Below are 21,882 nucleotides of genomic sequence, written 5' to 3'. Positions count from 1 at the left end.
CCCGCCCGGTGCCGATGCGGGATGCTGTTCGCGCAGGGCAGACCCACCGTCGGCGCTCGTCATTACCGTGAGGAGGGTGACCAACACGACCAGCACCGTCCCGGACGCCGGTGCGACCGAAGGGTCCGACCGGGGCGGCTCCACGGCGCAGCGGGTCACCGATCCGCCGGTCGACACGCCCGACGGTGCGAAGGACCACCCGAACGGGAAGGGCCGGCGGCTGCTCGGCAGGCCGTCCCGCACGACAACGAAGGACGGCCAGCAGCGGATTCCGCTGCGCAGTCTCTGGCCGTACCTGCTGCCGCATCGGGCTGTGTTGCTGGTCGTCACCGCGATCTCCGTGGTGGGGGCGGGCCTCTCGATCGCGCAGCCGGCGATGGTGGCGGTGGTGATCAGCTCGGTCCAGGAGTCCAGGCCGCTCGGCGGTGTGGTCGCGTTGCTGATCGGACTGGTGCTGGCGACCGCGGTGATCAGCGGGATCCAGCAGTACCTGCTGCAGCGCACGGCGGAGGGCGTCGTGCTGAACACCCGGCAACTCCTCGTGCACCGGATCCTGCGGCTGCCGATCGCCGATTTCGACACCCGGCGCACCGGGGACCTGGTGTCCAGGGTCGGATCGGACACCACCCTGCTGCGAACGGTGGTCACCTCGGGGCTGGTCGACGCCGTGTCCGGCGCCCTGGTGTTCGTCGGATCCATCGTCGCCATGGCGCTGATCAGCCTGCCGCTGCTGTTGCTGACCCTCGTGGTCGTCGCGGTCGCGATCGGCGTGGTCGTCGGGCTGGGGGGCCGGATCCAGAAGCTCACGCTCACCGCGCAGACCCAGGTCGGTGCGCTGGCATCCGGGGTGGCGAGGGCGATTCCCGGTGTCAGGACCATCCGGGCCGCCGGTGCGACCGAGCGGGAAACGGAAGTGCTGGACGGCCTGACCAACGAGGCCTATCTGACCGGCGTCCGGCTGGCCAAGGTGATGGCGTTGATCGCGCCCATCATCGGGATCGCGATGCAGGGTGCCTTCATCGCGGTGCTGTCGGTCGGCGGCTACCTGGTCGCCGACGGTTCGATGCAGGTGGCCGAGCTGGTCGCGTTCATCCTGTATCTGTTCATGATGATCATGCCGCTGGGCCGGGTCTTCAACGCGTACACGGCGACTCAGAACGCGCTGGGTGCGGTGGTCCGGATCCAGGAGATCACGTCGCTGTCCGAGGAGGGCGCGAGCGGGCAGGCGTCATCGGAGGGGCGGCTCGAGCGCCCGGCGCTGATCCCGGGCGAGCCCGCGATCGCCTTCGACCGGGTGAGTTTCGGGTACGGCGATCAGCACGTCCTGCGCGAGGTCAGTTTCTCGGTCCAGACCGGCACCAAGACGGCGGTCGTCGGTCCGTCGGGCGCGGGCAAGTCCACGATCCTGGCGTTGATCGAACGCTTCTACGACCCGGCCGCGGGCGTCATCCGGCTCGGCGGCGTGGACGTCGCCGAGATGAGCCGGGAGCAGACCAGGTCAGCGCTGGGCTACGTCGAACAGGACTCGCCGGTGCTCGCCGGAACGATCCGGGAGAACCTGCTGCTCGGGGCGCCGGCAGCCACCGATGACGACTGCCGGGCCGTGCTGGCCTCGGTCAATCTGAGCGGTGTGCTCGATCGCGACCCGGCGGGCCTGGACGCACAGGTCGGCGAGGACGGGATCCTGCTGTCCGGCGGCGAGCGGCAGCGGTTGGCCATCGCCCGGGCGCTGCTCGCCTCACCGGAGGTGCTGCTGCTGGACGAACCCACCGCGAGCCTGGACGGCCGCAACGAGCAGGCGCTGCGGGACGCGATCGACGCCATCTCGCACGATCGGACTCTGATCCTGGTGGCCCACCGGCTGGCGACGGTCGTCGACGCGGACCAGATCCTGGTGCTCGAGGACGGCCGGCTGCAGGCGGTGGGAACGCACCGCGACCTGCTCGACACGAGCCCGCTGTACCGGGAGCTCGCCGAGCACCAACTGCTCGCCTGACCCGCTCAGCCGGCGGCTGTCCGTCCGGCGATGCGCCCGGAGAACAGGCAGCCGCCGAGAAACGAACCCTCCAGGCTGCGGTAACCGTGCATGCCACCGCCGCCGAAACCGGCCGCCTCGCCGGCCGCATAGAGACCGGGCACCGGGCTGCCGGACAGTGACAGGACCCGCGCGGAGAGGTCGGTCTCCAGCCCGCCCAGTGTCTTACGGGTGATGACGTGCAGCCGGACGGCGATCAGCGGTCCGGCGGCGGGGTCGAGCATTTCGTGCGGTTCGACGGTCCGCATCCGGCGGTCGCCGAAGTATTGCCGCGCCGCGTTGACGGCGAGCACCTGTGGGTCCTTGCCGAGCCCCGCTCGGACCTGACCGTCACGCAGCACCACGGTGGCTGCCAGCTCGTCGGCGTCGATCAGCGGTTCACCGACGAGGTCGTTCATCTTCTGCACCAGCTCGCCGACCGACGGGGCGGTGAGGAAGTCGACGCCCTTGTCGAGGAAGGCCTGGACGGGCGGGGTGATCTTCCCGCCGGCCCTGGTGGTGAGCAGCAGCTTGACGGACTTCTCGGCGAAGTCGGGGTTCTGCTCGGATCCGGAGAGCCCGAACTCCGGCCCGATGGTGCGCTGGTCGAGCAGGAACCAGGAGTGCGACCGCCCGGTGCGGAGGATGTGCTGCAGCGCGCCCAGCGCGTCGAATCCGGGGAACAGCGGGGTCGGCAGGCGGTGCCCGTACGCGTCGAGCCAGAGCGGGCTGGGTCCGGACAGGATCCGGATCCCGTGCGAACTCCACACCGGCGCATGGTTCACCACCCCCTCCGGGTAGTGCCACATCCGGTCGGCATTGATGAGGCGTCCACCGGCGCGTTCGGTGACGCCCAACATCAGCCCGTCGACGGAGTCCGGAACGCCGGACAGCATCTCGGCCGGGGCCAGCTGCGGGCCACCGGGCCAGTTCCGCCGGACCAGCTCGTGGTTGCCGCCGATGCCGCCCGAGGTGACGATCACCGCGCCAGACCCGAATGAGAAGGCACCCACCGCCACGCGTGACGTCGGCGCGCCGCGGACCGCGGACGTCGGCTCCAGGACCTCACCGGCCACCCCGACGACGTCCTCGCCGTTGCGGAGGAGTTCGGTGACCCGGTGCCGGAACCGCATCCGGATGCGGCCGGACCGGACGTGCTCGGTGACCCGGCGGACGAACGGCGTCAGCACGCCGGGCCCCGATCCCCAGGTGACGTGGAATCGTGGGACGGAGTTGCCATGGCCACCCACCTGATGACCGCCCCGTTCGGCCCACTGGACGATGGGAAACAGGCTGATGCCCTGCTGCTTCAGCCACGGGCGCTTCTCCCCGGCGGCGAAGTCGACATAGGCCTCCGCCCACTGCCGTGGCCAGTGGTCCTCTGGCCGGTCGAATCCGGCCGAGCCGAGCCAGTCGGCGAGCGCGAGATCGGCCGAGTCCTTGACGCCGAGGCGTCGTTGCTCCGGGGTGTTCACCAGGAACAGCCCCCCGAGTGACCACCAGGCCTGTCCGCCGAGACTGGACGCGCCCTCCTGATCGACGACGATGACGGACCGCCCGGCATCCGCCGCTTCCGCCGCCGCCACCAGCCCCGCGAGCCCTGCCCCGACAACGACGATGTCTGCGTCCGCCATGCTGACGACCCTGCCACAGATTGCCCTCTGATCGCGGCCCTGCGCGCTCCGACGCCGCCGGACCGTGAACCGACCCACAGTGGGTTGCCGGTCACTGAGTCAGCTTTGTTGGCCAATTACCCAGAGTAGTGACAGAGGACGACAATGTGACCCGAACAAGTCCTCTGACCAGTGCAGATGGCAGACAGTGACCGGTCAGACACGAGAATCACTCATTAGAGCGCGCTGCGACAGTTCCTTCGCCCGTACAGTTTTTGGCATACCTCAGGGGGAGGGGGCGGGATCGTGCGGCACATTTTCACTGGATCGGCGGTGTCTTTTCGCGGCACGCCGCCGCGGTTCCGGACCATCCTGTGCCTGAGTCTCGCCGTCGTCGTTGTCGGTTACGTCCTGCTGGTGCGCAGTCCGATGGACCGCCCGCTGGACGCCCTGCTGCAGCAACCGGGCTTCCTGCTGCTGGCCGCGCTGCTGCTGCTCGCCGATCTGTATCCGCTGGTTCCCTGGATGGGCGAGACCAGGACCACCGTGACGTTCGCGTGGTCGGCGTCGCTCGCGTTGGCAGCTGTCCTCGCCTACGGCTCGAGCAGCGCTCTGTTGTTCCTCGTCACCGGCCTGACCACCGCACTGTTCCGGCGCACCGGACCGTGGTGGCCGGTCGCGACAAACGTGGCCATCTTCGGTCTGATCGGGCTGGCGGTGGTCGCCGCATACCGGCTCGCCGAGGCCGTGCAGGTGCTGAGCCCGGGCGGCTGGAGGCTGGCCGGTCGCGGCATCACGATCGCCATGCTCGTGCTGCTGCTCGCCCTGCTTCTGACGGCCGTGGCGCTCACCGAGCAACGGTCGTCGACGTGGTCCGAACAACGGGTCCGGCTCGGCAAGACCGCCCGGATCTGGGGTAGCAGCCTGGTCGCGGCTCCCGTGCTCGCCGCGGTCGCGATGGCGAACCCATGGGCCCTGCTGGCGATGGCCGTCGTCATCGTCGCGCTGAACCAGTTGAGCCGCACCATGTTCCGCAGCACCGCGGCCTCCCGGGTCGACGGGCTGACGGGGCTCGCCAACCGGTTGACGCTGTCCCGGACGCTGTCCGCGCGCCTCGCCCGGCTGACACCCGGCGGCAGCGTGACGCTGCTGATGATCGACCTGAACCGCTTCAAGGACGTCAACGACACCTACGGGCACCTGGTCGGTGACGAGGTGCTGGTGGAGGTCGCCCGCCGGTTGGTGGCCACCGCGCGGGCCCAGGATCTGGTCGCGCGGTACGGCGGTGACGAGTTCGCCGTGGTGCTGGGTGGCAACGCCGGGCCGGATCAGGCCGACGCCGCTGCGGCCGCCGTCCGGAACGCCCTTGCCGAACCGGTCACGGTTCGCGACGTGCGGGTCGTCGTCGGCGGGTCCGTCGGGCTGGCCACGGCCACCGACAAGAACACCGAGATGCAGGCGCTGGTGGACCAGGCCGACCGGGACATGTACCGGGCGAAGCGGCTCCTCGACACCACGTCCACCCGGCGGCCCGGCACCGTCCCGACGCACCGGACATCGTTGCTGCGCCCGGTTCCGGTCTGGAGCGTGACCGTGCAGGGCGCGTCGGCCGCACCGGCCGCGGGGTGGCCCGGGGTGCAGTGGTCGGCGGCGCCACCGCCGGCGGACCCGCCCACCGATCTGGCTGTTCGACCCGGGCTCCCGCTCGACGGGGGACTGCGGTGAACAGGTCCGCGATCGAGGACGACGCCGGCGGCGCCACGCACGAGATCGACCCGATGGCCGTGCCGTTGGCCGCGACGCCCGTCGCATTCCGCTGGTGGTGGGCGGCCTGCCTGGTCGCAGTGGTGGCGTCGTTCGCCGCCCTGCTGCTGTTCGTGCCCGGGCCCGGCGTGCTGGACATTGCGCGTCAGCCCGGAGCCATCCTGCTGCTGATCCTGGTGCTGCTGGCGGAGATGTACCCGGCATTGCCGTGGATGCGGAAGTCCAGTCCCTTCGAGGAATACGTGCTGTCCACGCCGCTGGTCATCGCGGCGCTGCTCGCCTTCGGCCCGCATGCCGCCTGGTTCTTCCTGGTCGCCGGCGCCGCGATGACGCTGCCCTACGGCATGGTCTGGTGGCGGGTGGTCCTCAACATCTCGCTGTGGGGGCTGCAGGGTGCCGCCGCTGCCGGCGTGCTCGCCGTGCTGGAGGTGGGACTCGGCCTGAGCGGCGAGGTCCGGTCCGCTGCCCTGGTGCCGGTGGCCGTGCTGCTCGCGGTGGTCGTCGAGTCCCTCAACGTCCTCTTCGTGATGACCTCGCAGGTGCTGGCCGGCGCGACCACCCGGCGCGAGTACCTGGCCGACTGGCGCAGTCAGCTCGCGATCGGAACCCTCGCCCTGACAGCTCCCATCCCCGCGGTGCTCGCGGTGGAACAGCCGGCCATGCTGCCGTTCCTGGCGCTGGCGATGGTGGCGGCACAGGTCGGGATCAGGGCCGTCTCATCCCGGACGCTGCTCGCGGGGACCGACCCGCTCACCTCCATGGCCAACCGTGACCGCCTCCTGGCGAGGCTGCAGTACCGCCTCGGCAGGATGCGGCCGCCGCGGGAGACGGTCACCCTGCTGCTGGTCGATCTCGATCGCTTCAAGAAGGTCAACGACGACTTCGGGCACCTGGCCGGCGACATGGTGCTGGTCGAGGTCGCCCGCCGCTTGCAGGACGCCACCCGGTCCGACGACCTGGTCGCCCGATTCGGCGGCGACGAGTTCGTCATCCTGCTGTCCGGCGGCGTGCCGCAGCGCAGCATCGATGACGTCATCGCACGGATCAGGCGGGCCGTCGGCCGGCCGATCCCGCTGTCGGCCGGCGCGGTGACCGTTGGGGTCTCGATCGGTTCGGCGACCGCCACCGAACGCGGTGTCGACCCACTGGAGCTGATCCGGCTGGCCGACAGTGCGCTGTACGAGGCGAAGTCGGTGCGGCCGGCACTAGGGACCGGGACCACCACCGAAACCACCACGGCGACGCCCGCTGCGGCGCCGCAGGTGCTGCCGGAACGGGTGTCCAGGGCGTCGGTGGAGGTCACGGGGGCCACCGTGTCGATCGATCCGGACTGGACCGCGGCGGACTGGGTACCTGCATGGAGTGCCACCCGGACGGTGCGCACGTCCCCGCCCGTGGACGGGCACGCAATCGGGTTGAGCAGCACGTCATCCCAGTAGTTCCGCCCCGCCGGTCGGTGTGCGGTCGCATGATGGTGTCGTCACGGGAAGCGAACGGCTCACCGGGTGCACTGCGTGGCAACATCGCCCGTGCGGATGTGCCACGATTCTCCGGGCCGCGAGCGCCGCCACCCACCACCGTAGAAAGGGTCGGGAATGACCGATCAGAGCACGCCGGCCAGTACCCAGGATCTCTCGTCGATGGAGCGGTTGGGTGCCGGACCGACCCGGACCAACAGCATCGAGCACCTCCCCGAGCACGGCCGTTTCCGGTTGTTGATCGACGACCGGGAGGTTGCCGTCCTGGACTACCGCCGGTTGGCCGGCACCTGGAACATCGTGCACACCTACACCGACCCGGGTTCCCGCGGTTACGGCGTCGCCTCCGACCTGGTGCGCGCGACGCTGGACACCGCGCGTGAGCAGGGCGTGAAGGTCATCCCGACCTGCCCGTACGTCTCGTGGTGGATCGACCAGCACGACGGCTACGAAGACCTCGTCGCGAAGGCATGACCGGTCCAGCCGCGGACGGGTCCGGCGACCCCGCAGGGTCGCCGCGTCGGACCGATCCGTCGGCTGTGACCGCCGCGGTACCCGTCCCGGGGGGTGACGTCACCCGGGACTTCGAGGACGAGACGCTCGCCGCCGTCCCCGGAAATGGCCGGGAGGCGCTGCCCGGGCTGCCGTTGGCGCCGACACCGACCGGGTCCGCGCCCGTCCCTGCGGGGGTCAACGGCGTCCCGCTGGCAGGTCCGCCGCCGGTTTCCGACGGCGCTCCGGCGGGGAACGGTTCTGCGGATGCGAACGGGTCTGCCGATGCCAACGGCGGTGTCGACGTTGACCGCGGTGTCGGCACCAACGGCACGGCGTCCGCTGCGGATCGCACGGACGCCGGGGACGCGCAGCACCCCGAGGAAGAACAGCACCGGCGCGGCCGGATCCGGCTGCCGCGGACTCTCGGTTCGCTCACCAACCGGATGATGTCCGAGCGTGCCGTGCTCGCCACCGAGGCCGCCGCGGCCGCCGCGTCGGCCAGCGCGGAAGCGGTGCAACTCGTCGCCTCCGGGCAGTCGGAGGCGAGCGAGCGCGGGCACCGGTCGGCGTTCCACTGGGGGTTCTTCGGCGGCATCGGCGTGCTGATCGCCTACGTCAGCTACCTGGTGCTGGACACCATCAGGGACACCCTGGTGCTGATCGCCATCGCCACCCTGCTGGCCATCGGGCTCGACCCCTTGGTCAGCTTCTTCACCCGCCGGGGAATGCGGCGGGGGTCAGGGGTCGCGATCGTCTTTCTCAGCCTGCTGGTGTTGATCGGTGCGGCGATCTACGCGATCATCCCGCCGATCGTCAACGAGGTCGGCTCGTTCGTCTCGACCGTGCCCGAGCTGATCACCAACCTGCAGAACGATCCGCAGATCATGAACCTGGACCAGAAGTTCGGCGTCCTGGACGCCCTGCGCAACTCGAACATCGTGCAGAACCTCGGCAGCGGAGCCGCCGGCGGACTGCTGACCGCCAGCGTCACGGTCGCGTCGGTGCTGGTCGACCTGCTGATTATCCTGGTGCTCACCCTGTACCTGCTGGCCGGCTTCCCCAAGATCAAGTCCGCCGCCTACAGGCTGGTCCCGGCGTCCCGTCGCACGCGGGTCACCGACCTCGGCGACCGGATCCTCAAGCAGATGGGCGGCTACCTCTCCGGGGCCACCATCATCGCCATCCAGGCCGGCCTGGTCGCCGGAATCTTCGCGTCCATCGTCGGGCTGCCCTACCCATGGGCGATCGGCCTGGCGGCTGCCGTCCTGGACTTCATCCCGGTGGTCGGGCCGATCACGGTCGGCGTCGGCATGACGCTGATCGGCTTCACCCAGAGCCTCGCCATCGGCATCATCGCCGGTGTCTTCTACCTGGCGCAGCACCTGTTCGAGGCCTACTGGCTCTATCCCAGGGTGATGCGCCGGACGGTGCACATCTCGACCGGTGCGGTGGTCGTCGCCATCCTGATCGGCGCCTCGCTGCTGGGCGTCACCGGTGCGATCCTCGCCGTTCCGGTGGCCGCGGCGATCATGCTCGTCGTCCGCGAAGTGATCATGCCGATGCAGGAGCGGTCGTGACCCGCTGGCACGACACCGGGGTCGCCGATCAGGTCGGGCGACGGGCGGTCGTCACCGGTGCCAACACCGGCCTCGGCTACCAGACGGCACTCGCCCTGGCCGCTGCCGGCGCAGAGGTGGTCATCGCCGTTCGTGACCTCGATCGGGGGCAGGAGGCCGCCCAGCGGATCAGGGAACACGTCGAGCAGGCGAAGCTGCGGGTGATCCTGCTGGACCTCGGCAACCTTGCCTCCGTCCGCGACTTCGCCGCCGCGGTGCGCGAGTCCGGGCCGCTGGACCTGCTGGTCAACAACGCCGGCCTGATGCTGGTGCCGCAGCGCAGGCTGACCTCCAACGGCTTCGAGGCCCACATGGGCGTCAATCATCTCGGGCACTTCGCGCTGACCGCCCAGCTGCTACCGGCCCTCGAGCAGGCTCCCGCCGCGAGGGTGGTCTCGGTGACGTCGCTGATGTTCCGCCGCGCCGGACAGCTCGATCACGGCCTCGGGATCGACGGGCCGTACAACCCGTCCACCGCCTATGCCCAGTCCAAGCTGGCCGTGGCGCTGTTCGGTGTCGACCTCGATCGTCGACTGCGGTCGGCAGGGTCCACGGTGTCCTCCGTGCTGGCGCACCCCGGCTGGTCGGCGACCGGCGGGCGACGGCCGAACAGCTCCCGGCCCGCACCGGCCGGCCTCGCGGAAAAGGTCGGGCTGTCGGTCACGCTGGCCCGCCGGGCGACCGCGCTACTGGGCTCGAGCGCCAGGACCGGTGCCCGCCCGCAGGTGTACGCCTCGACGGCGCCGCCGGTCAGTGGCGGAGAACTGATCGGGCCACGCTTCCTGATTCGCGGTGCGCCGCAGGCGATCACCCTGCCCGCGGCCATCACCGACAGGACCGAGGCCGACTGGCTGTGGGCCGAGTCCGTCCGGTTGACGGGCACCGAACCGCTCGCCTCCACCCCACCCAGATCGGGCGCGATGCACGCCTAGCATTTCGATCATGGTTCATACCCCGGCCGAAGGCCCGCCGAGCGACCGGCCGGTCAGCAACGGTGACATGCGCACGAAGACGATCAGCTGGCACGACCCGCATGCTTTGGCGACCGCCGGGCGGGAGTTGAGCGGCGTCGATTTCCTCCGCCGGATGGCTGACGGTTCGTTGCCCGGCCCGCCGATCGCCGAACTGTTCGGCATGACGGTGCAGTCCGTCGAGACCGGCGACGTGGTGTTCGGCTGCTCACCGGACGAGTCGACGTACAACCCGATCGGCGTCGTGCACGGCGGGTTGGCCTGTGTCCTGCTCGACACCGTCACGGGCTGCGCCGTGCACAGCACCCTCGCCGCCGGGCTGGGTTACACCTCGCTCGAGATCAAGGTGAACTACCTGCGGCCGATCCACGGCGGGGTGCCGCTGACCGCCCACGGCTGGGTGACCAAGCCGGGCCGCAGGGCCGCCTTCGCCGAAGGCGACCTCCGCGACCCGGCCGGCACACTGCTGGCGACCGCGTCATCCACCTGCCTGGTGTTCGGCTAGCTCCCGCCCGACCCGGCCGTACTGCTGCCGCGCCGCCTGATGATCACCACGGCGGCCGCCACGATCAGTGCCGCGACGACGACGATCGCCGCCCACGCCCAGCCCGACAGGCCCGACGACGAGGACGCGGGAGCCACCGACGCTGTTGTGCGAGCCGCGAAACTCGGAGCCGCCGTCGTGGCTTCCGCCGTCGTGGATCCTGCGGTCGTAAGAGCCGCCGTCGCCGTTGACGAGGTGACGGACGCCGACGACGTCGAGCTCCCCGGGGAACTGGTGGGCGAGGAACCGGTGGACGAGGAACTGGTCGGCGCGGAACTGCTCGTGGACGGCGCTGCCGCGGCGAACCTGAAATGCACCTCGCCCTGCACCGGGTGGCCGTCGGCGGACACCACTCGGTAGGCGATCACGTAATCGCCGGCGGTGGGCAGCGGTGCAACAGGTGTGGTCACGACCGTGCTGTCGACCTGCGGTGCACCGGACTCGTACTTCTGCCCGTCGGGGCCGAGCACGGTGACCACGGGCTGGAAGTCTTGCACCGCCTCGTCGAAGGTCAGCGTGATCACGGTCGGAGGCGTCTGCACGACGGCGCCTTCCGATGGGTCGCTGCTGATCAGCACGTTGTGCGCCGCGGCCGGACCGGCCAGCCCGACCCCCGCCGCCATGGTCAGCAGCACCAGGACGAGGAGCCGTGGAAGCATCCGGGACCCGTGCCTGCGGGTGATGGGCGTCGTCACGGCTCAGCCCTCCCGCGGTGGTGTGGTCGGCCCGCCCGGCCGACGCCGCAAGGCTACTGCCGCGACGACCAGGGCCGCGGCGGCGACCACGAGGCCAATCACGGCCAGGACGGTCGCAGTGGTGCTCGCCCCGGTGGTCGGGCTGCTGCTCGCGGCAGTGGCAACCGAAGCCTCGGTCTCGGCCGCTGACCCGGCGGCCTCGTCCGAGTGCGAGTGACCGGCTTCCTCCCCGGCTTGCTCCCCGGCCCCGTCGCCGACGGTCAGCGCCGGCGCCGGATGCTCGGGTTCCTCACCGGACGCCGAGGTCGGCTCGTCCCAGTTCACGACGGTCCCGTCGTTGTAGGTCTGCGTCGTCGGGAAGTTCAGCGACCCGACATCGGGGACCGGGCCGACGGAGATGTCGAACTCGGCGAACTCGCCGGGTCCGATCTCGGTACCCGCGTCGGCCGTCCAGGTGATCGAGGTGACGGCCTCCTTGATGGTCAGGTCCCCCTCGGTGACCGGCACCGGCAGGGTCGTCTTCTCGGGAATGACCTTCCAGCCGGGGATTTGCCTGACCGACACGGACGCGAACGGATGGTCCGGCGGCAGAGCGACGGTGATCGCGACCGTTCCTGCGGTCGGGGATTCGTTCGGCACCCGGAACGTGAGCTTGGTGTAGTCACCGGCGGCTGCCTCGGACGGATTGACGCTGACATGGGCCGAGGCGATGCCGGCACCGGCCAGCAGCCCGGCGGTGACCAGCGAAAGGGTGGTGACGGCGCGGCGCCATCGGCGGGCGCGCGAGGTTGTCGACATGGAATTCCTTCGGAGCTGAGGGGTAACGGGCTTGTATGACCGCGATGCCGACCGGGATGCCGGCCGGCGACGACCGCGTCGGTCGGCACGGCGACGGAGCCGGCGACCTGCGGCGCGGAGACACCGGGCAGCGTTGCCGCCCGGCGGGAACCAGTGTCCTGTCCCGGTTCGCTGATCAGCTCGGCAACGGCGGCCCACGCCGCGAGCGGAGCGATCCCAGCCCGGTCAGCAGCAGGCGCCCACCGGCCCCACCGGTGATGACGGCCGTCCAGCTCGGGCCCAACCGGACGGTCATCGGTCGGCGTGCCGGCACCAGCACCCGCCAGAGGGCGGCGAACAGCCGGAACAGGGTGCTCTCCCCATGGGTCATCACCCAGGAGGCGGCCAGCGCCGCCAGCAGATGGAACGCGACCATCCCGCCGGTACCGGCAACGACACCGAGCGGGAGGGGCGGGCCTTCCGAGCCGCCGTGATGCGTGCTCAGCGTGAAGGCGAGGTGGAAGAGCAGTTGGCTGGCGGCGAGCGCACCGAAGATCTGCGCGAAGGAGCGGCGCCGGCCGGCGAACCCGGTGAGCGAACCGCCCAGCAGGACGGTCACCGGCACCAGGACGTCGATGTCCGGAAACGCTCCGCCGCCGAGAACGTGGCCGAGAGCGGCGAGTTGGGTGGCGACAGCCGCGAACACGCAGGCGCGGACGAACCGCCAGCATGTACTCGTCGGTGTCACACCAGCATCCCCCCGATCGTCGGCGCCGCTCAGGTTGTCGGCGGCCCGACGAGGAACGTCATCAGTTCGGCATCCAACTGGTCGAGGTCCGCGGAGATTGCCCGCAGCGCCGATCGCCGGGTGTCCGACGGCATCGACAGCGTGGCCGTGGTGGCGGCGGACAGCTCGTCCAACCGGGATGCGCTCGACTCGGTGAAGCGGGTGACCTTGGGGTCGGAGCCGCGCCGGCCGCCGAGGTCACCGACGGCCTTGCGGAGTCCGGTGATGCGGGCCTGCACGGTTCCGGTCGGGCCCTTGTAGGCGGCGACCTCGTCGACGGGCACACCCAGCCGGCGGGAGCGCCGGTCGTCGAGCACGCCCCGCACCTCGGTGGAGGCCTTCATCGCACCGGCCGCGACGGCCGGGCCGATCACCTTGGCCGCCAGCAGCAGACGCCGCAGGGTCTTCGGATCGCTCAGCTGCGCGACCAGACCGGCGGAACCGGTGGTCGGCTTGGCCGGCGACTTCGATCCGGTCTTGCTGCTGGACGTGCTGGACGACGATTTGCTGGACGACGAGGCGCTGGACGACGGTGCTGCGGACGCGCTCGAGGACTTCTTGCGTGCCTTACGACGGAGTGCCACGCTGCTCCTTCCTCGGGCCGGCGGCGCCGGGCTCGGGCCAAGCCTAGAGTCACGCGCCGTCACCCCGCATTCGGGTTGGGCGTCATGGCGTCATCACGCGCCTACCCTGTTCGGTGATGACGTCTCTGATCGGCCGGTCGGAGTCCGCGGACGCGCCCGCACCCATCCGGCTCGGACCGTCGGCGGCCGGACGGTGCCGCCGACGGATCCACCTCGACGCGGCCGCACCCGACCGGCGGGCTGAGATCTCCGCGGCGACCCGGCGGGCGCTGGACGAACTCGCCGAGCACCGCGAACGGGTGCTGAGCAGCATCCTCGGCAAGGCCCGAAACGTCCCCGGGGTGAGCGTCGGCGGTCCGCAAACGCCGCCGGACCCGAGGGTCGAGCAACAGGTGCCGGCGTGGCGCACGGTGCCGCAGCCGGTGGTGATCGGCCCCGAGATGTCCGTCGGGTCCCGGTCGGGCGGCGCCGACCTGCTGATCTGGGCCGGCGACGGCTACCTGCCGGTGGTGATTCGCGCGCACCGCACCCGCGACACGGGCAGCGGCGCGAACAGTTCGACGCTGGCGGCACCACTGGACGTCCGGCTCGACGGCGCGCACCGCGCCCGCCGGCACCGTGCCGACCGGCTCGCGCTCGCCCACCACCACCGTCAACTGGTCGAACTCGGGTGCGCCTCGGCGACGGCGCGGGGCGGTGTCATCGGGCTGGGGAGCCCGACCGACGGGGGCGGAAGGGTGGACGGATCGGGCCCCGACGACGACGCCGCGGTGATCGTCTGGCATCGGCTCGACATCCCGGGGGCCTCGACCCTGGACGACTACGACGAGCGGTTCGGCGACCGACTCGCGGTCGCCATGGCCGCAGCGTCGGGCGCGCCCGCGCTGGCCCTGCCGTCGCGGATCGCCGAGTGCCGGCGCTGCCCGTGGTGGCCGTCCTGCTCGGCGGAACTCTCCGCCGCCGGTGACGTCTCGTTGCTGCTGACCGGAGATGACGTCGAGACGGCCCGCGCGGCCGGTCTTTCCACCATCGCCGACCTGGCGGGGGTTCAGGGGCCCGTGCTGAGCGCCCTGCCGTTCGTCGTCACACCGCCGACGCTGGCCAGGGTGCGGGCGCGTGCGTGGCAGCTGGGGTCGCCGTTGGTGCGGATCGGGCGCCGAACAGCGATCGTCAGGGCCGACGTCGAACTTGATGTCGACGCCGAGTCGTACGGCGAGGACGGCGCCTACCTCTGGGGGGCGACGCTGTCCGGCGCGGACGTCGGTCTGCCTCGCGGACACCGGTCGTTCGTCACCTGGGATCGGTTGCCGTCCGCGTCCCAGGGCACGGTGTTCGGGGAGTTCTTCCAGTACCTGATGCAGGTGCGGGCTGCGGCCGAGGCGCGCGGCCTGACATTTGCCGCCTTCTGTTACGCCCGGTCGGCCGAGGAACGGTGGATGCTCGGGCTGGCCCGCCGCTACGCGGGGCTGCCCGGTGTGCCGGATGCGGCCGCCGTCGAGGCGTTCTGCGCCTCACCGCAGTGGGTCGACCTGCTCCGGGAGATCAAGCGGCACTTCGTGGTTCCGGGGTCGCTGCGGCTCAAGGAACTGGCCGGGTCGATGGGATTCCGGTGGCGTGATCCCGAGCCCGGCGGGGAGAATTCGATGGCCTGGTACCGGGAGGCGGTGGTCGACGACCCGTCCGCGGACCCGCAGCGTGCACGGGGAATGGCCGCGCGGGTGATCCGCTACAACGAGGACGACGTGCTCGCGACGCTCGCCGTGCGCCGCTGGATCACCGCGCACCTCGGCGAATTGCCCACCGTCGCCGAACTGGACACCGACGCCTGACGGTCAGCGCGGCGGCATCCGCAGCGAGCCGTCCAGCCGGATGATCTCGCCGTTCAGGTAGTCCTGGGCGGCGATCGACAGCACCAGCGCCGCATATTCTTCCGGCCGCCCGAAGCGTTTCGGGAACGGCACGTTCGCGGCCAGCGCGACCCTGAACTCCTCGGTCACCGACGCCATCATCGGGGTGTCCAGGATGCCGGGCGCGATCGTCATCACCCTGATCCCGAACTGGGCGAGGTCGCGGGCGGCCGGCAACGTCATCCCGGCGACGCCACCCTTCGATGCGGAGTAGGCGATCTGGCCGACCTGCCCGTCGAACGCGGCGACCGAGGCGGTGTTGACGATCAGCCCGCGCTGCCCCTCGTCGTCGACGGGTTCGGTGGTGGACATCGCCTCGGCGGCCAACCGCAGCACGTTGAACGTCCCGAGCAGGTTGACCGCCACGATGCTGCCGAACAGGTCAAGGTCGTGCACGCCCTTGCGGGACAGCACCCGACCCGCCGTGGCCACCCCGGCACAGCTGACCGCGATCCGCAGGGGGCCCTTCTCGGACGCCTGCGCCACAGCGGCGGCGACATCGGCGCCGCTGGTGACGTCGCCCGGCACCGCGGTGAAGTCCCGCTCCAACCCACCGGTCCGTTCCCACCCGGAGGCCAGGTCCAGGCCGACGACGTGCACACCGGCGGCCGTCAGTGCGGCGGCGGTGGCAGCGCCGAGGCCTGACGCGGCGCCGCTGACGATGGCCGACGAACCCTCGATCTGCATGGACTGAAGACTAAGGCCGCCCCGCCGACGGCGACACGCGGCGTCCGCGCCTAGCGTTGCGCCCATGACCAGCCCATCCCCGCAGCCGCGGACGGACGGCCCCTACGTCGTCGTGGTGGGTGCCGGGGCCATCGGCCTGACGACCGCCGTGCGCCTCCTCGAAGCCGGCGCCAGGGTGCTGGTGCGGACCGCCGGCGCACCGCTGGGGACCGCCTCGGCGATTGCCGGCGCGATGATCGGTCCGGTGTTCGGCGACCCGGCCGACCCGGTACTCGGCTGGCTGCGCGCGTCCGACGCGGTGTTCCGCCGGCTCGCCAACGAACCCACCTCCGGGGTCAGCATTCGCTCCGGCCGGCTGCTCTGGGCTGCCGACCCGGGTGACGAACTGCCGCCGTGGGCGCCGACCGTTCCCGGCTTCCGGCCGCTGTCCGGCGATATCGATCGGAGCGACGAGCTCCCGCCGGGCTTCACCACGGGCACGCGGGCGGAGCTGCCGTTCGCCGACATGCCGGTCTACCTGGCCTGGCTGACGGACAGGGTCGGCCGGTTGGGCGGCCGGGTCGAGCTCAGCCCGGTCCGCAGCCTGGAGGATGCCGGCCGCGGCGCCGATGTCGTCGTGAACTGCGCCGGGCTGGCCGCCGCCGAGCTCGCGGGTGATCCGTCGATGACGCCGATCCGCGGGCAGCACGTGATCGTGGACGCGCCGTGGCTGACCGATTTCGTCTATCAGCTGGGCGGGGGCGAGGCATGGGTCGGGGTGATGCCGCACGGCAGGCGGGTCGTGCTCGGCGGGGTGCGGCAACCAGGGAACACCGATCTGGTGCCCGATCCCGCGGTCACCAGAGGCATCCTCGAGCGCTGCATCGCGGCCGTCCCCGGACTGGCCGACTCCCCGGTGGTCGGGGTGGAGGTGGGCATCCGCCCGGGCCGGCCCAGCGTGCGGGTCGAGCGTGAGGGCGGCGGTGTCGCAGGTGGTGTCGTCCACAGCGGTGTCGTCCACAACTACGGGCACGCGGGCAACGGCGTCATGCTCTCCTGGGGATGTGCGGACGCCGCGACCGCGCTGGCACTGGGCCGAACCGGCGGGAATCCGGACGCGGTTTGACGTCGGCGTCGCCGCTGCGGAAGGCTTCCGGCAAGGCTTCTGACCGCGCGTGATCACGAGGTGACGATGTTCCTGTTGCGCAAGCCGATCCTGGCCATGTCCGGCAGTTCCGCGGTCCGAGACACGGTGTCCAAGGCGCCGCTGACCAAGTCGGTCGTCGACCGGTTCATCCCCGGTGAGACGACGGCGGACGCGGTGGCGGCGGTGACGGCGCTCCGGGCCAAGGGCCTCGAGGTCACCCTGGACCACCTCGGAGAGGACACCACCGACCGGGCCACCGCCGATGCCACCGTCGCCGCCTACCTCGACGTCATCCAGGGTCTGGCCGCGGCGGGCCAGGTCGCGGGTGCGGAGGTGTCGGTGAAGCTCTCCGCGGTCGGGCAGGCGCTCGTCGCGTCACCCGACCTGCCCGCGGGCGGGAACGCTTATGCACTCAAAGGTGCGATGAAGATCGCCGACGCCGCCTACGCCGCGGGCGCCCGGATGACGCTGGACATCGAGGACCACACCACGATCGACCAGACCCTCGAGGTGCTGTTCGAGCTCCGCCGGACCCACCCGGACGTCGGTGTTGCCATCCAGGCGATGCTGCTGCGCACCCCCAAGGACCTCGAGCTGCTGACCGGGCCGGGGTCCCGGGTGCGGCTCGTCAAGGGCGCCTATGACGAGCCGGAGAGCGTCGCGCACACCGACCCGCAGCAGATCGACCTCGCCTACGTCCGGGCGATGAAGACGCTGTTCTTCGGCAAGGGTCACCCGATGATCGGCTCGCACGACCCGCGGATGGTGGCCATCGCCGCTCAGCTCGCCGCTGACGCGGGTCGCACCCCCGATCAGTGGGAGCACCAGATGCTGTTCGGGATCCGGCCCGACGAGCAGGAGCGGCTGGTCAAGGCCGGTCGCACCGTCCGGGTGTACGTGCCCTACGGTGCCGACTGGTACGGCTACTTCACCCGCCGGCTGGCCGAACGGCCCGCCAATCTGCTGTTCTTCCTCCGTTCCGTGGCCACCCGCGGCTGAGTTCGCTGAATGCCCCGTCCGCGTGAGAGCCCCTTCATGAAAGGCAGTGCCATGGACGCCGTCACCCACCCGCCGGCACCGATCAACGAGCCGGTCCTGGACTACGCGCCGGGATCGCCCGAGCGGGCAACGCTGGTTGCCGCGCTGCAGGCGGTCACCGAGCCGGTCGAGCTGGGTGCGGTGATCGGCGGGGTGCAGCGGCGGCCGTCCGGGAAGCCGTTCGACGTCGTCGCCCCGTTCGACCACCAGCGGGTCCTCGCAACTTCCGCGGACTCGACGGGGGAGGACGCCGCCGCCGCGATCAGCGCGGCGCTGGACGCCGCCCCGGTCTGGCGGGCGCTGGACTTTGACTCGCGGGCCGCGATCCTGCTCCGCGCCGCCGATTTGCTGGCCGGGCCGTGGCGGGCCAGGGTCAACGCCGCCACCATGCTGGGCCAGGCCAAGACCGCCTACCAGGCGGAGATCGACTCCGCCTGCGAGCTGGCGGACTTCTGGCGGTTCAACGTCCACTTCGCCCGGCAGATCCTCGCCGAGCAGCCGATCGCCAACGCGAAGGGCATCTGGAACCGCACCGATCACCGCCCGCTCGAGGGCTTCGTGTACGCCGTCACCCCGTTCAACTTCACGGCGATCGCCGGCAACCTGCCGACCGCGCCGGCGTTGATGGGCAACGTCGTGCTGTGGAAGCCGTCGATGACGCAACAACTCGCGGCGTCGCTGATCATGGATCTGCTCACCGAAGCGGGCCTGCCGCCTGGCGTGATCAACATGCTGCCCGGAACCGGACCCGAGATCTCCGAGGTCGTCCTGGCCCACCGCGACCTCGCCGGCATCCACTTCACCGGCTCGACCCGGGTGTTCCAGTCGCTGTGGGCCGGCGTCGGGGCCAACATCTCCGGGTACCGGTCCTACCCGCGGCTCGTGGGAGAGACGGGCGGCAAGGACTTCATCGTCGCCCACGCGTCGGCCGACATCGACGTGCTGCGCACCGCGATGATCCGCGGCGCGTTCGAGTACTCCGGCCAGAAGTGCTCGGCCGCGTCCCGCACCTATGTGCCGGCGTCGCTGTGGCCCGCCCTGAAGGACCGGCTGATCGCCGAGACGGAGGACCTGACGATCGGGTCGGTCGAGGACTTCGGCAACTTCACCAGCGCGGTGATCGACGACCGCTCGTTCGGCCGGTTGAAGGCGGCCATCGACCGGGCGCATGCGACGGATTCGATCGAGGTGCTGGCCGGCGGCACGTATGACGACTCGGTGGGCTATTTCATCCGGCCCACCATTCTCCAGGGCACCGACCCGCGGGACGAAATCTTCTGCAACGAGTATTTCGGACCGATTCTTTCGGTCCACGTGTATCCCGACGACCAGTTCTCTTCGATCCTCACCGAGGTCGACACCGCGTCGCCGTACGCGCTGACCGGTTCGATCCTCGCCAGGGATCGGCTGGCCGTGGCGCAGGCGAGCGAGGGATTGCGGTTCACCGCCGGCAATTTCTACATCAACGACAAGCCGACTGGGGCAGTCGTCGGCCAGCAGCCGTTCGGTGGTGCGCGGGCTTCCGGAACCAATGACAAGGCGGGCTCGGCCGCCAATCTCGCCCGGTGGACGTCACCGCGGTCCATCAAGGAGACCTTCGTGGCGCCCACGTCCATCCGTTACCCGCACCAGTTCCAGGACTGAACCCACCAGATCCAGGCCGGAGCCGGGCGCTCGCGAGGACGGACGTCTCCGCGGTTGGCACGCTGCCGACCGGAAACCCGGAACCGTGAGCTGCCGCACCCTGCGCTCCGATATCAAAAGCGTCTCTAAACTTTCCCTTAACCTCCGCTTACGGTAGTGTCTTGGTTGCTGAAAGTGACAGCCAGCTGGGGGATGATGCCGCCGTCCGCGAGGGCCGCGCCGTCATTGCGCTCATACATTCGGGCACAGGGGCGAGCGGGGTCGCTTCGTTGAGATGTTCATCGGTCATCGTCGGTCCGTCGCTGAGCGACGCGCTGACGAGATCTTCTCGGCCTCAACGTCTTTCGACCGCAGCCAACGCGTCGCACGGTCCAGCCACCCGTCCGCAGAGCACCAGCGGAATTTCGCGTCGTGACGTGAATATCCCATTTCACCTGGTCTTAGCAACCGCGTTCGGTGATACGAAGGGCTTTTGATGAAGGACAGCGAGATAGGCACCATTCGGACAGATCGCCAGCCGTCTCTACCCGAGCAACGGATGCACCCGGTGGCGCACCGCGAGACCGGCCGTGCGCCGGTCGTGTTGATGGCCGATCCCGGTGATGCCTACGGGGAGGTGTTCAAGCCCCAACTCAGCGGATTCCGGATCGTCAGTGCGCGGTCCGTCGCCGAGGTGCAGCAGATCATCACCAGCGGGACCTCCGGCCCACTGGCCATGGTCAGTCTGCGGTTCAACGGCTCGACACCGGCGGTGATCCAGTCGCTGAAGAAGGCCGGCTGGACGAGAGTCCTCGCGCTGACGCTCGCCGAGGCGCCCGTCGCGCCGGTGATCGAGGCGGTCAACGCCGGCGCCAGTGGTGTGCTGACGGTGGCCGGGGTGGTGGACCGGGAACCGGACCCGTTGCATCCGGCGCACAAGCTGTCGCCGCGCGAAGTCGAGGTCGTCCGGCTGGTGGCAGAGGGCCTGACCAACAAGGCGATCGGTCAACGGCTCTCGCTGTCGGCGTTGACGATCAAGAACCATCTCGCCCGGATCGGCCGCAAGCTCGACGCCGGCGACCGCGCGCACATCGTGGCGATCGCCTGCCGTGGCGGCGTCATCACCAGGGCCGGCGGCGGCAGCCGCCGCTAGCACGGTGAGACCGGCGCCGGTACCGGTGGGTGGCTACGGTGTCGGGCATGGCTGACTACTCCGTACGGCGCAACAAGGTCGCAATCGTCGGGGCCGGGTCGGTCGGCGCCACGCTCGCCTACGCCTGCCTGATCCGCGGCCTCGCACACGACGTGGTGCTGTTCGACATGAACGCCGAGAAGGTCGAGGCAGAAGTTCTCGATCTCCGTCATGGCCTGCTGTTCTGCCCGCCCGCCGAAGTGCACGGCTCGGACAACGTCGCGGTGTGCGAGGGCGCCGACGTCATCGCCATCACCGCGGGCGCCAAGCAGCGGCCGGGCCAGACCCGCTTGGACCTCGCTGCCACCAACGTGGAGATCTGCCGCAAGCTGATCCCGCGGCTGCTCGATGTCGCGCCGAACGCGGTGATCATGATGGTCACCAACCCGGTCGACGTGCTGACCCTCGCCGCGCAGAAGTTCTCCCACCTCCCGCCGCAGCGCGTCCTCGGCACCGGCACCGTTCTGGACTCCGCGCGCCTGCGGCACCTGATCGCCCGCCACCTGGGGGTGGCCCCGCAGAGCGTGCACGCCTGGATCGCCGGCGAGCACGGCGACTCGGAGTTCCCGCTCTGGAGCACCGCCACGGTGGGGTCGGTTCCCGTGCAGAGCTTCTCGATGCCCTTCGGCAATCGGCTCGACGCCGATGCGGAGGCGCGGATCGCCACCGACGTCGTCACGGCGGCCGAGCGGATCATCCGCGGCAAGGGCGCGACGAACTATGCCGTCGGTCTGGCGGGGGCCAGGGTGATCGAGGCGATCCTGCGGGACGAGAACGCCGTGCTGGCAGTCAGTTCCCTGCTGGACGGCCGGTACGGGTTGAGCGACGTGTGCCTCTCGCTGCCCTCGGTGGTCAACCGCACCGGTGTCGCGACGATGCTGGACGCGCCCATGTCGGAGCACGAACTGGAGTTGCTGAAGGCGTCCGCCGCGGCCGTCCGCGCGGTGGCCGACTCGCTGGGCATCTGAGCC

The 21,882-nt window shown here is 70.6% G+C and carries 19 protein-coding genes; 13 read left to right on the top strand and 6 right to left on the bottom strand.

All coding sequences use genetic code 11. From position 1 onward, the window contains the following. The first annotated feature begins 220 nt into the window (after positions 1-220). Positions 221-1,996: an ABC transporter ATP-binding protein gene (locus ACVBEQ_RS01760; protein WP_447151817.1), complete on the top strand. Its 1,776-nt coding sequence runs from the start codon at positions 221-223 to the stop codon at positions 1,994-1,996. Between the two features lie 5 nt (positions 1,997-2,001). On the opposite strand, the gene ACVBEQ_RS01755 is transcribed toward ACVBEQ_RS01760, so the two are convergent. Then, positions 2,002-3,648, bottom strand: a complete 1,647-nt coding sequence (locus ACVBEQ_RS01755) for an FAD-binding dehydrogenase (RefSeq protein WP_447151683.1) — start codon at positions 3,646-3,648, stop codon at positions 2,002-2,004. Positions 3,649-3,960: 312 nt separating this feature from the next. Here ACVBEQ_RS01755 and ACVBEQ_RS01750 point away from each other — a divergent pair, with 312 nt between their 5' ends. The 6 genes from ACVBEQ_RS01750 to ACVBEQ_RS01725 all read left to right on the top strand — a co-directional run bounded on the left by ACVBEQ_RS01750 (position 3,961) and on the right by ACVBEQ_RS01725 (position 10,456). Next, positions 3,961-5,352 carry a GGDEF domain-containing protein gene (locus ACVBEQ_RS01750; protein ID WP_447151682.1) on the top strand — a complete coding sequence of 464 codons (1,392 nt, stop codon included), beginning with the start codon at positions 3,961-3,963 and terminating at the stop codon, positions 5,350-5,352. Next, positions 5,349-6,830, top strand: coding sequence for a GGDEF domain-containing protein (locus ACVBEQ_RS01745; RefSeq protein WP_447151681.1), 1,482 nt, complete (start codon positions 5,349-5,351; stop codon positions 6,828-6,830). Before ACVBEQ_RS01750 ends, ACVBEQ_RS01745 begins: the two co-directional genes overlap by 4 nt. Before the next feature lie 156 nt (positions 6,831-6,986). Continuing rightward, complete coding sequence (locus ACVBEQ_RS01740; protein ID WP_447151680.1) at positions 6,987-7,343, top strand: GNAT family N-acetyltransferase; 357 nt, start codon at positions 6,987-6,989, stop codon at positions 7,341-7,343. Then, positions 7,340-8,941, top strand: coding sequence for an AI-2E family transporter (locus ACVBEQ_RS01735; protein WP_447151679.1), 1,602 nt, complete (start codon positions 7,340-7,342; stop codon positions 8,939-8,941). The genes ACVBEQ_RS01740 and ACVBEQ_RS01735 overlap by 4 nt, the downstream gene beginning before the upstream one ends. Next, on the top strand, positions 8,938-9,912 hold the full coding sequence (locus ACVBEQ_RS01730; protein ID WP_447151678.1) for an SDR family NAD(P)-dependent oxidoreductase: 975 nt from the start codon (positions 8,938-8,940) through the stop codon (positions 9,910-9,912). Before ACVBEQ_RS01735 ends, ACVBEQ_RS01730 begins: the two co-directional genes overlap by 4 nt. A gap of 10 nt (positions 9,913-9,922) precedes the next feature. Further along, a complete protein-coding gene (locus tag ACVBEQ_RS01725; RefSeq protein ID WP_447151677.1) occupies positions 9,923-10,456 on the top strand; it encodes a PaaI family thioesterase in 534 nt (177 codons plus the stop codon). Here ACVBEQ_RS01725 and ACVBEQ_RS01720 read toward each other — a convergent pair. The 4 genes from ACVBEQ_RS01720 to ACVBEQ_RS01705 all read right to left on the bottom strand — a co-directional run bounded on the left by ACVBEQ_RS01720 (position 10,453) and on the right by ACVBEQ_RS01705 (position 13,338). Further along, positions 10,453-11,190 (bottom strand): copper resistance CopC family protein, encoded by a 738-nt coding sequence (locus ACVBEQ_RS01720; RefSeq protein WP_447151676.1) that lies wholly within the window; start codon positions 11,188-11,190, stop codon positions 10,453-10,455. The two genes, ACVBEQ_RS01725 and ACVBEQ_RS01720, sit on opposite strands and share 4 nt — an antisense overlap. Positions 11,191-11,193: 3 nt before the next feature. Further along, on the bottom strand, positions 11,194-11,988 hold the full coding sequence (locus ACVBEQ_RS01715) for a YcnI family copper-binding membrane protein (protein WP_447151675.1): 795 nt from the start codon (positions 11,986-11,988) through the stop codon (positions 11,194-11,196). Positions 11,989-12,163: 175 nt separating this feature from the next. Further along, positions 12,164-12,715 (bottom strand): hypothetical protein, encoded by a 552-nt coding sequence (locus ACVBEQ_RS01710; RefSeq protein ID WP_447151674.1) that lies wholly within the window; start codon positions 12,713-12,715, stop codon positions 12,164-12,166. Between the two features lie 29 nt (positions 12,716-12,744). Further along, positions 12,745-13,338, bottom strand: coding sequence for a DUF6474 family protein (locus tag ACVBEQ_RS01705; RefSeq protein ID WP_447151673.1), 594 nt, complete (start codon positions 13,336-13,338; stop codon positions 12,745-12,747). Positions 13,339-13,454: 116 nt separating this feature from the next. Between ACVBEQ_RS01705 and ACVBEQ_RS01700 the strand changes: the two genes are divergently transcribed. Further along, positions 13,455-15,167, top strand: a complete 1,713-nt coding sequence (locus tag ACVBEQ_RS01700; RefSeq protein WP_447151672.1) for a TM0106 family RecB-like putative nuclease — start codon at positions 13,455-13,457, stop codon at positions 15,165-15,167. A 3-nt stretch (positions 15,168-15,170) separates the two neighbouring features. On the opposite strand, the gene ACVBEQ_RS01695 is transcribed toward ACVBEQ_RS01700, so the two are convergent. After that, positions 15,171-15,932 carry an SDR family NAD(P)-dependent oxidoreductase gene (locus ACVBEQ_RS01695; RefSeq protein ID WP_447151671.1) on the bottom strand — a complete coding sequence of 254 codons (762 nt, stop codon included), beginning with the start codon at positions 15,930-15,932 and terminating at the stop codon, positions 15,171-15,173. Between the two features lie 64 nt (positions 15,933-15,996). Between ACVBEQ_RS01695 and ACVBEQ_RS01690 the strand changes: the two genes are divergently transcribed. The 5 genes from ACVBEQ_RS01690 (at position 15,997) to ACVBEQ_RS01670 (ending at position 21,879) form a co-directional block, all read left to right on the top strand. Continuing rightward, a complete protein-coding gene (locus ACVBEQ_RS01690; RefSeq protein WP_447151670.1) occupies positions 15,997-17,037 on the top strand; it encodes an NAD(P)/FAD-dependent oxidoreductase in 1,041 nt (346 codons plus the stop codon). A 72-nt stretch (positions 17,038-17,109) separates the two neighbouring features. Beyond that, complete coding sequence (locus tag ACVBEQ_RS01685) at positions 17,110-18,057, top strand: proline dehydrogenase family protein (protein WP_447151816.1); 948 nt, start codon at positions 17,110-17,112, stop codon at positions 18,055-18,057. A gap of 51 nt (positions 18,058-18,108) precedes the next feature. Then, on the top strand, positions 18,109-19,740 hold the full coding sequence (gene pruA / locus ACVBEQ_RS01680) for an L-glutamate gamma-semialdehyde dehydrogenase (RefSeq protein WP_447151815.1): 1,632 nt from the start codon (positions 18,109-18,111) through the stop codon (positions 19,738-19,740). Between the two features lie 547 nt (positions 19,741-20,287). After that, the gene (locus ACVBEQ_RS01675; RefSeq protein WP_447151669.1) at positions 20,288-20,872 is read left to right on the top strand and encodes a helix-turn-helix transcriptional regulator; all 585 of its coding nucleotides are present in this window, start codon (positions 20,288-20,290) and stop codon (positions 20,870-20,872) included. Positions 20,873-20,919: 47 nt separating this feature from the next. After that, positions 20,920-21,879, top strand: coding sequence for an L-lactate dehydrogenase (locus ACVBEQ_RS01670; protein WP_447151668.1), 960 nt, complete (start codon positions 20,920-20,922; stop codon positions 21,877-21,879). Positions 21,880-21,882: the final 3 nt, after the last annotated feature.

It is taken from the genome of Nakamurella sp. GG22 (genome assembly GCF_052976845.2).
The sequence above is the reverse complement of the archived record's forward strand: the minus strand, read 5'-3'. Positions and strand labels throughout refer to the sequence as shown.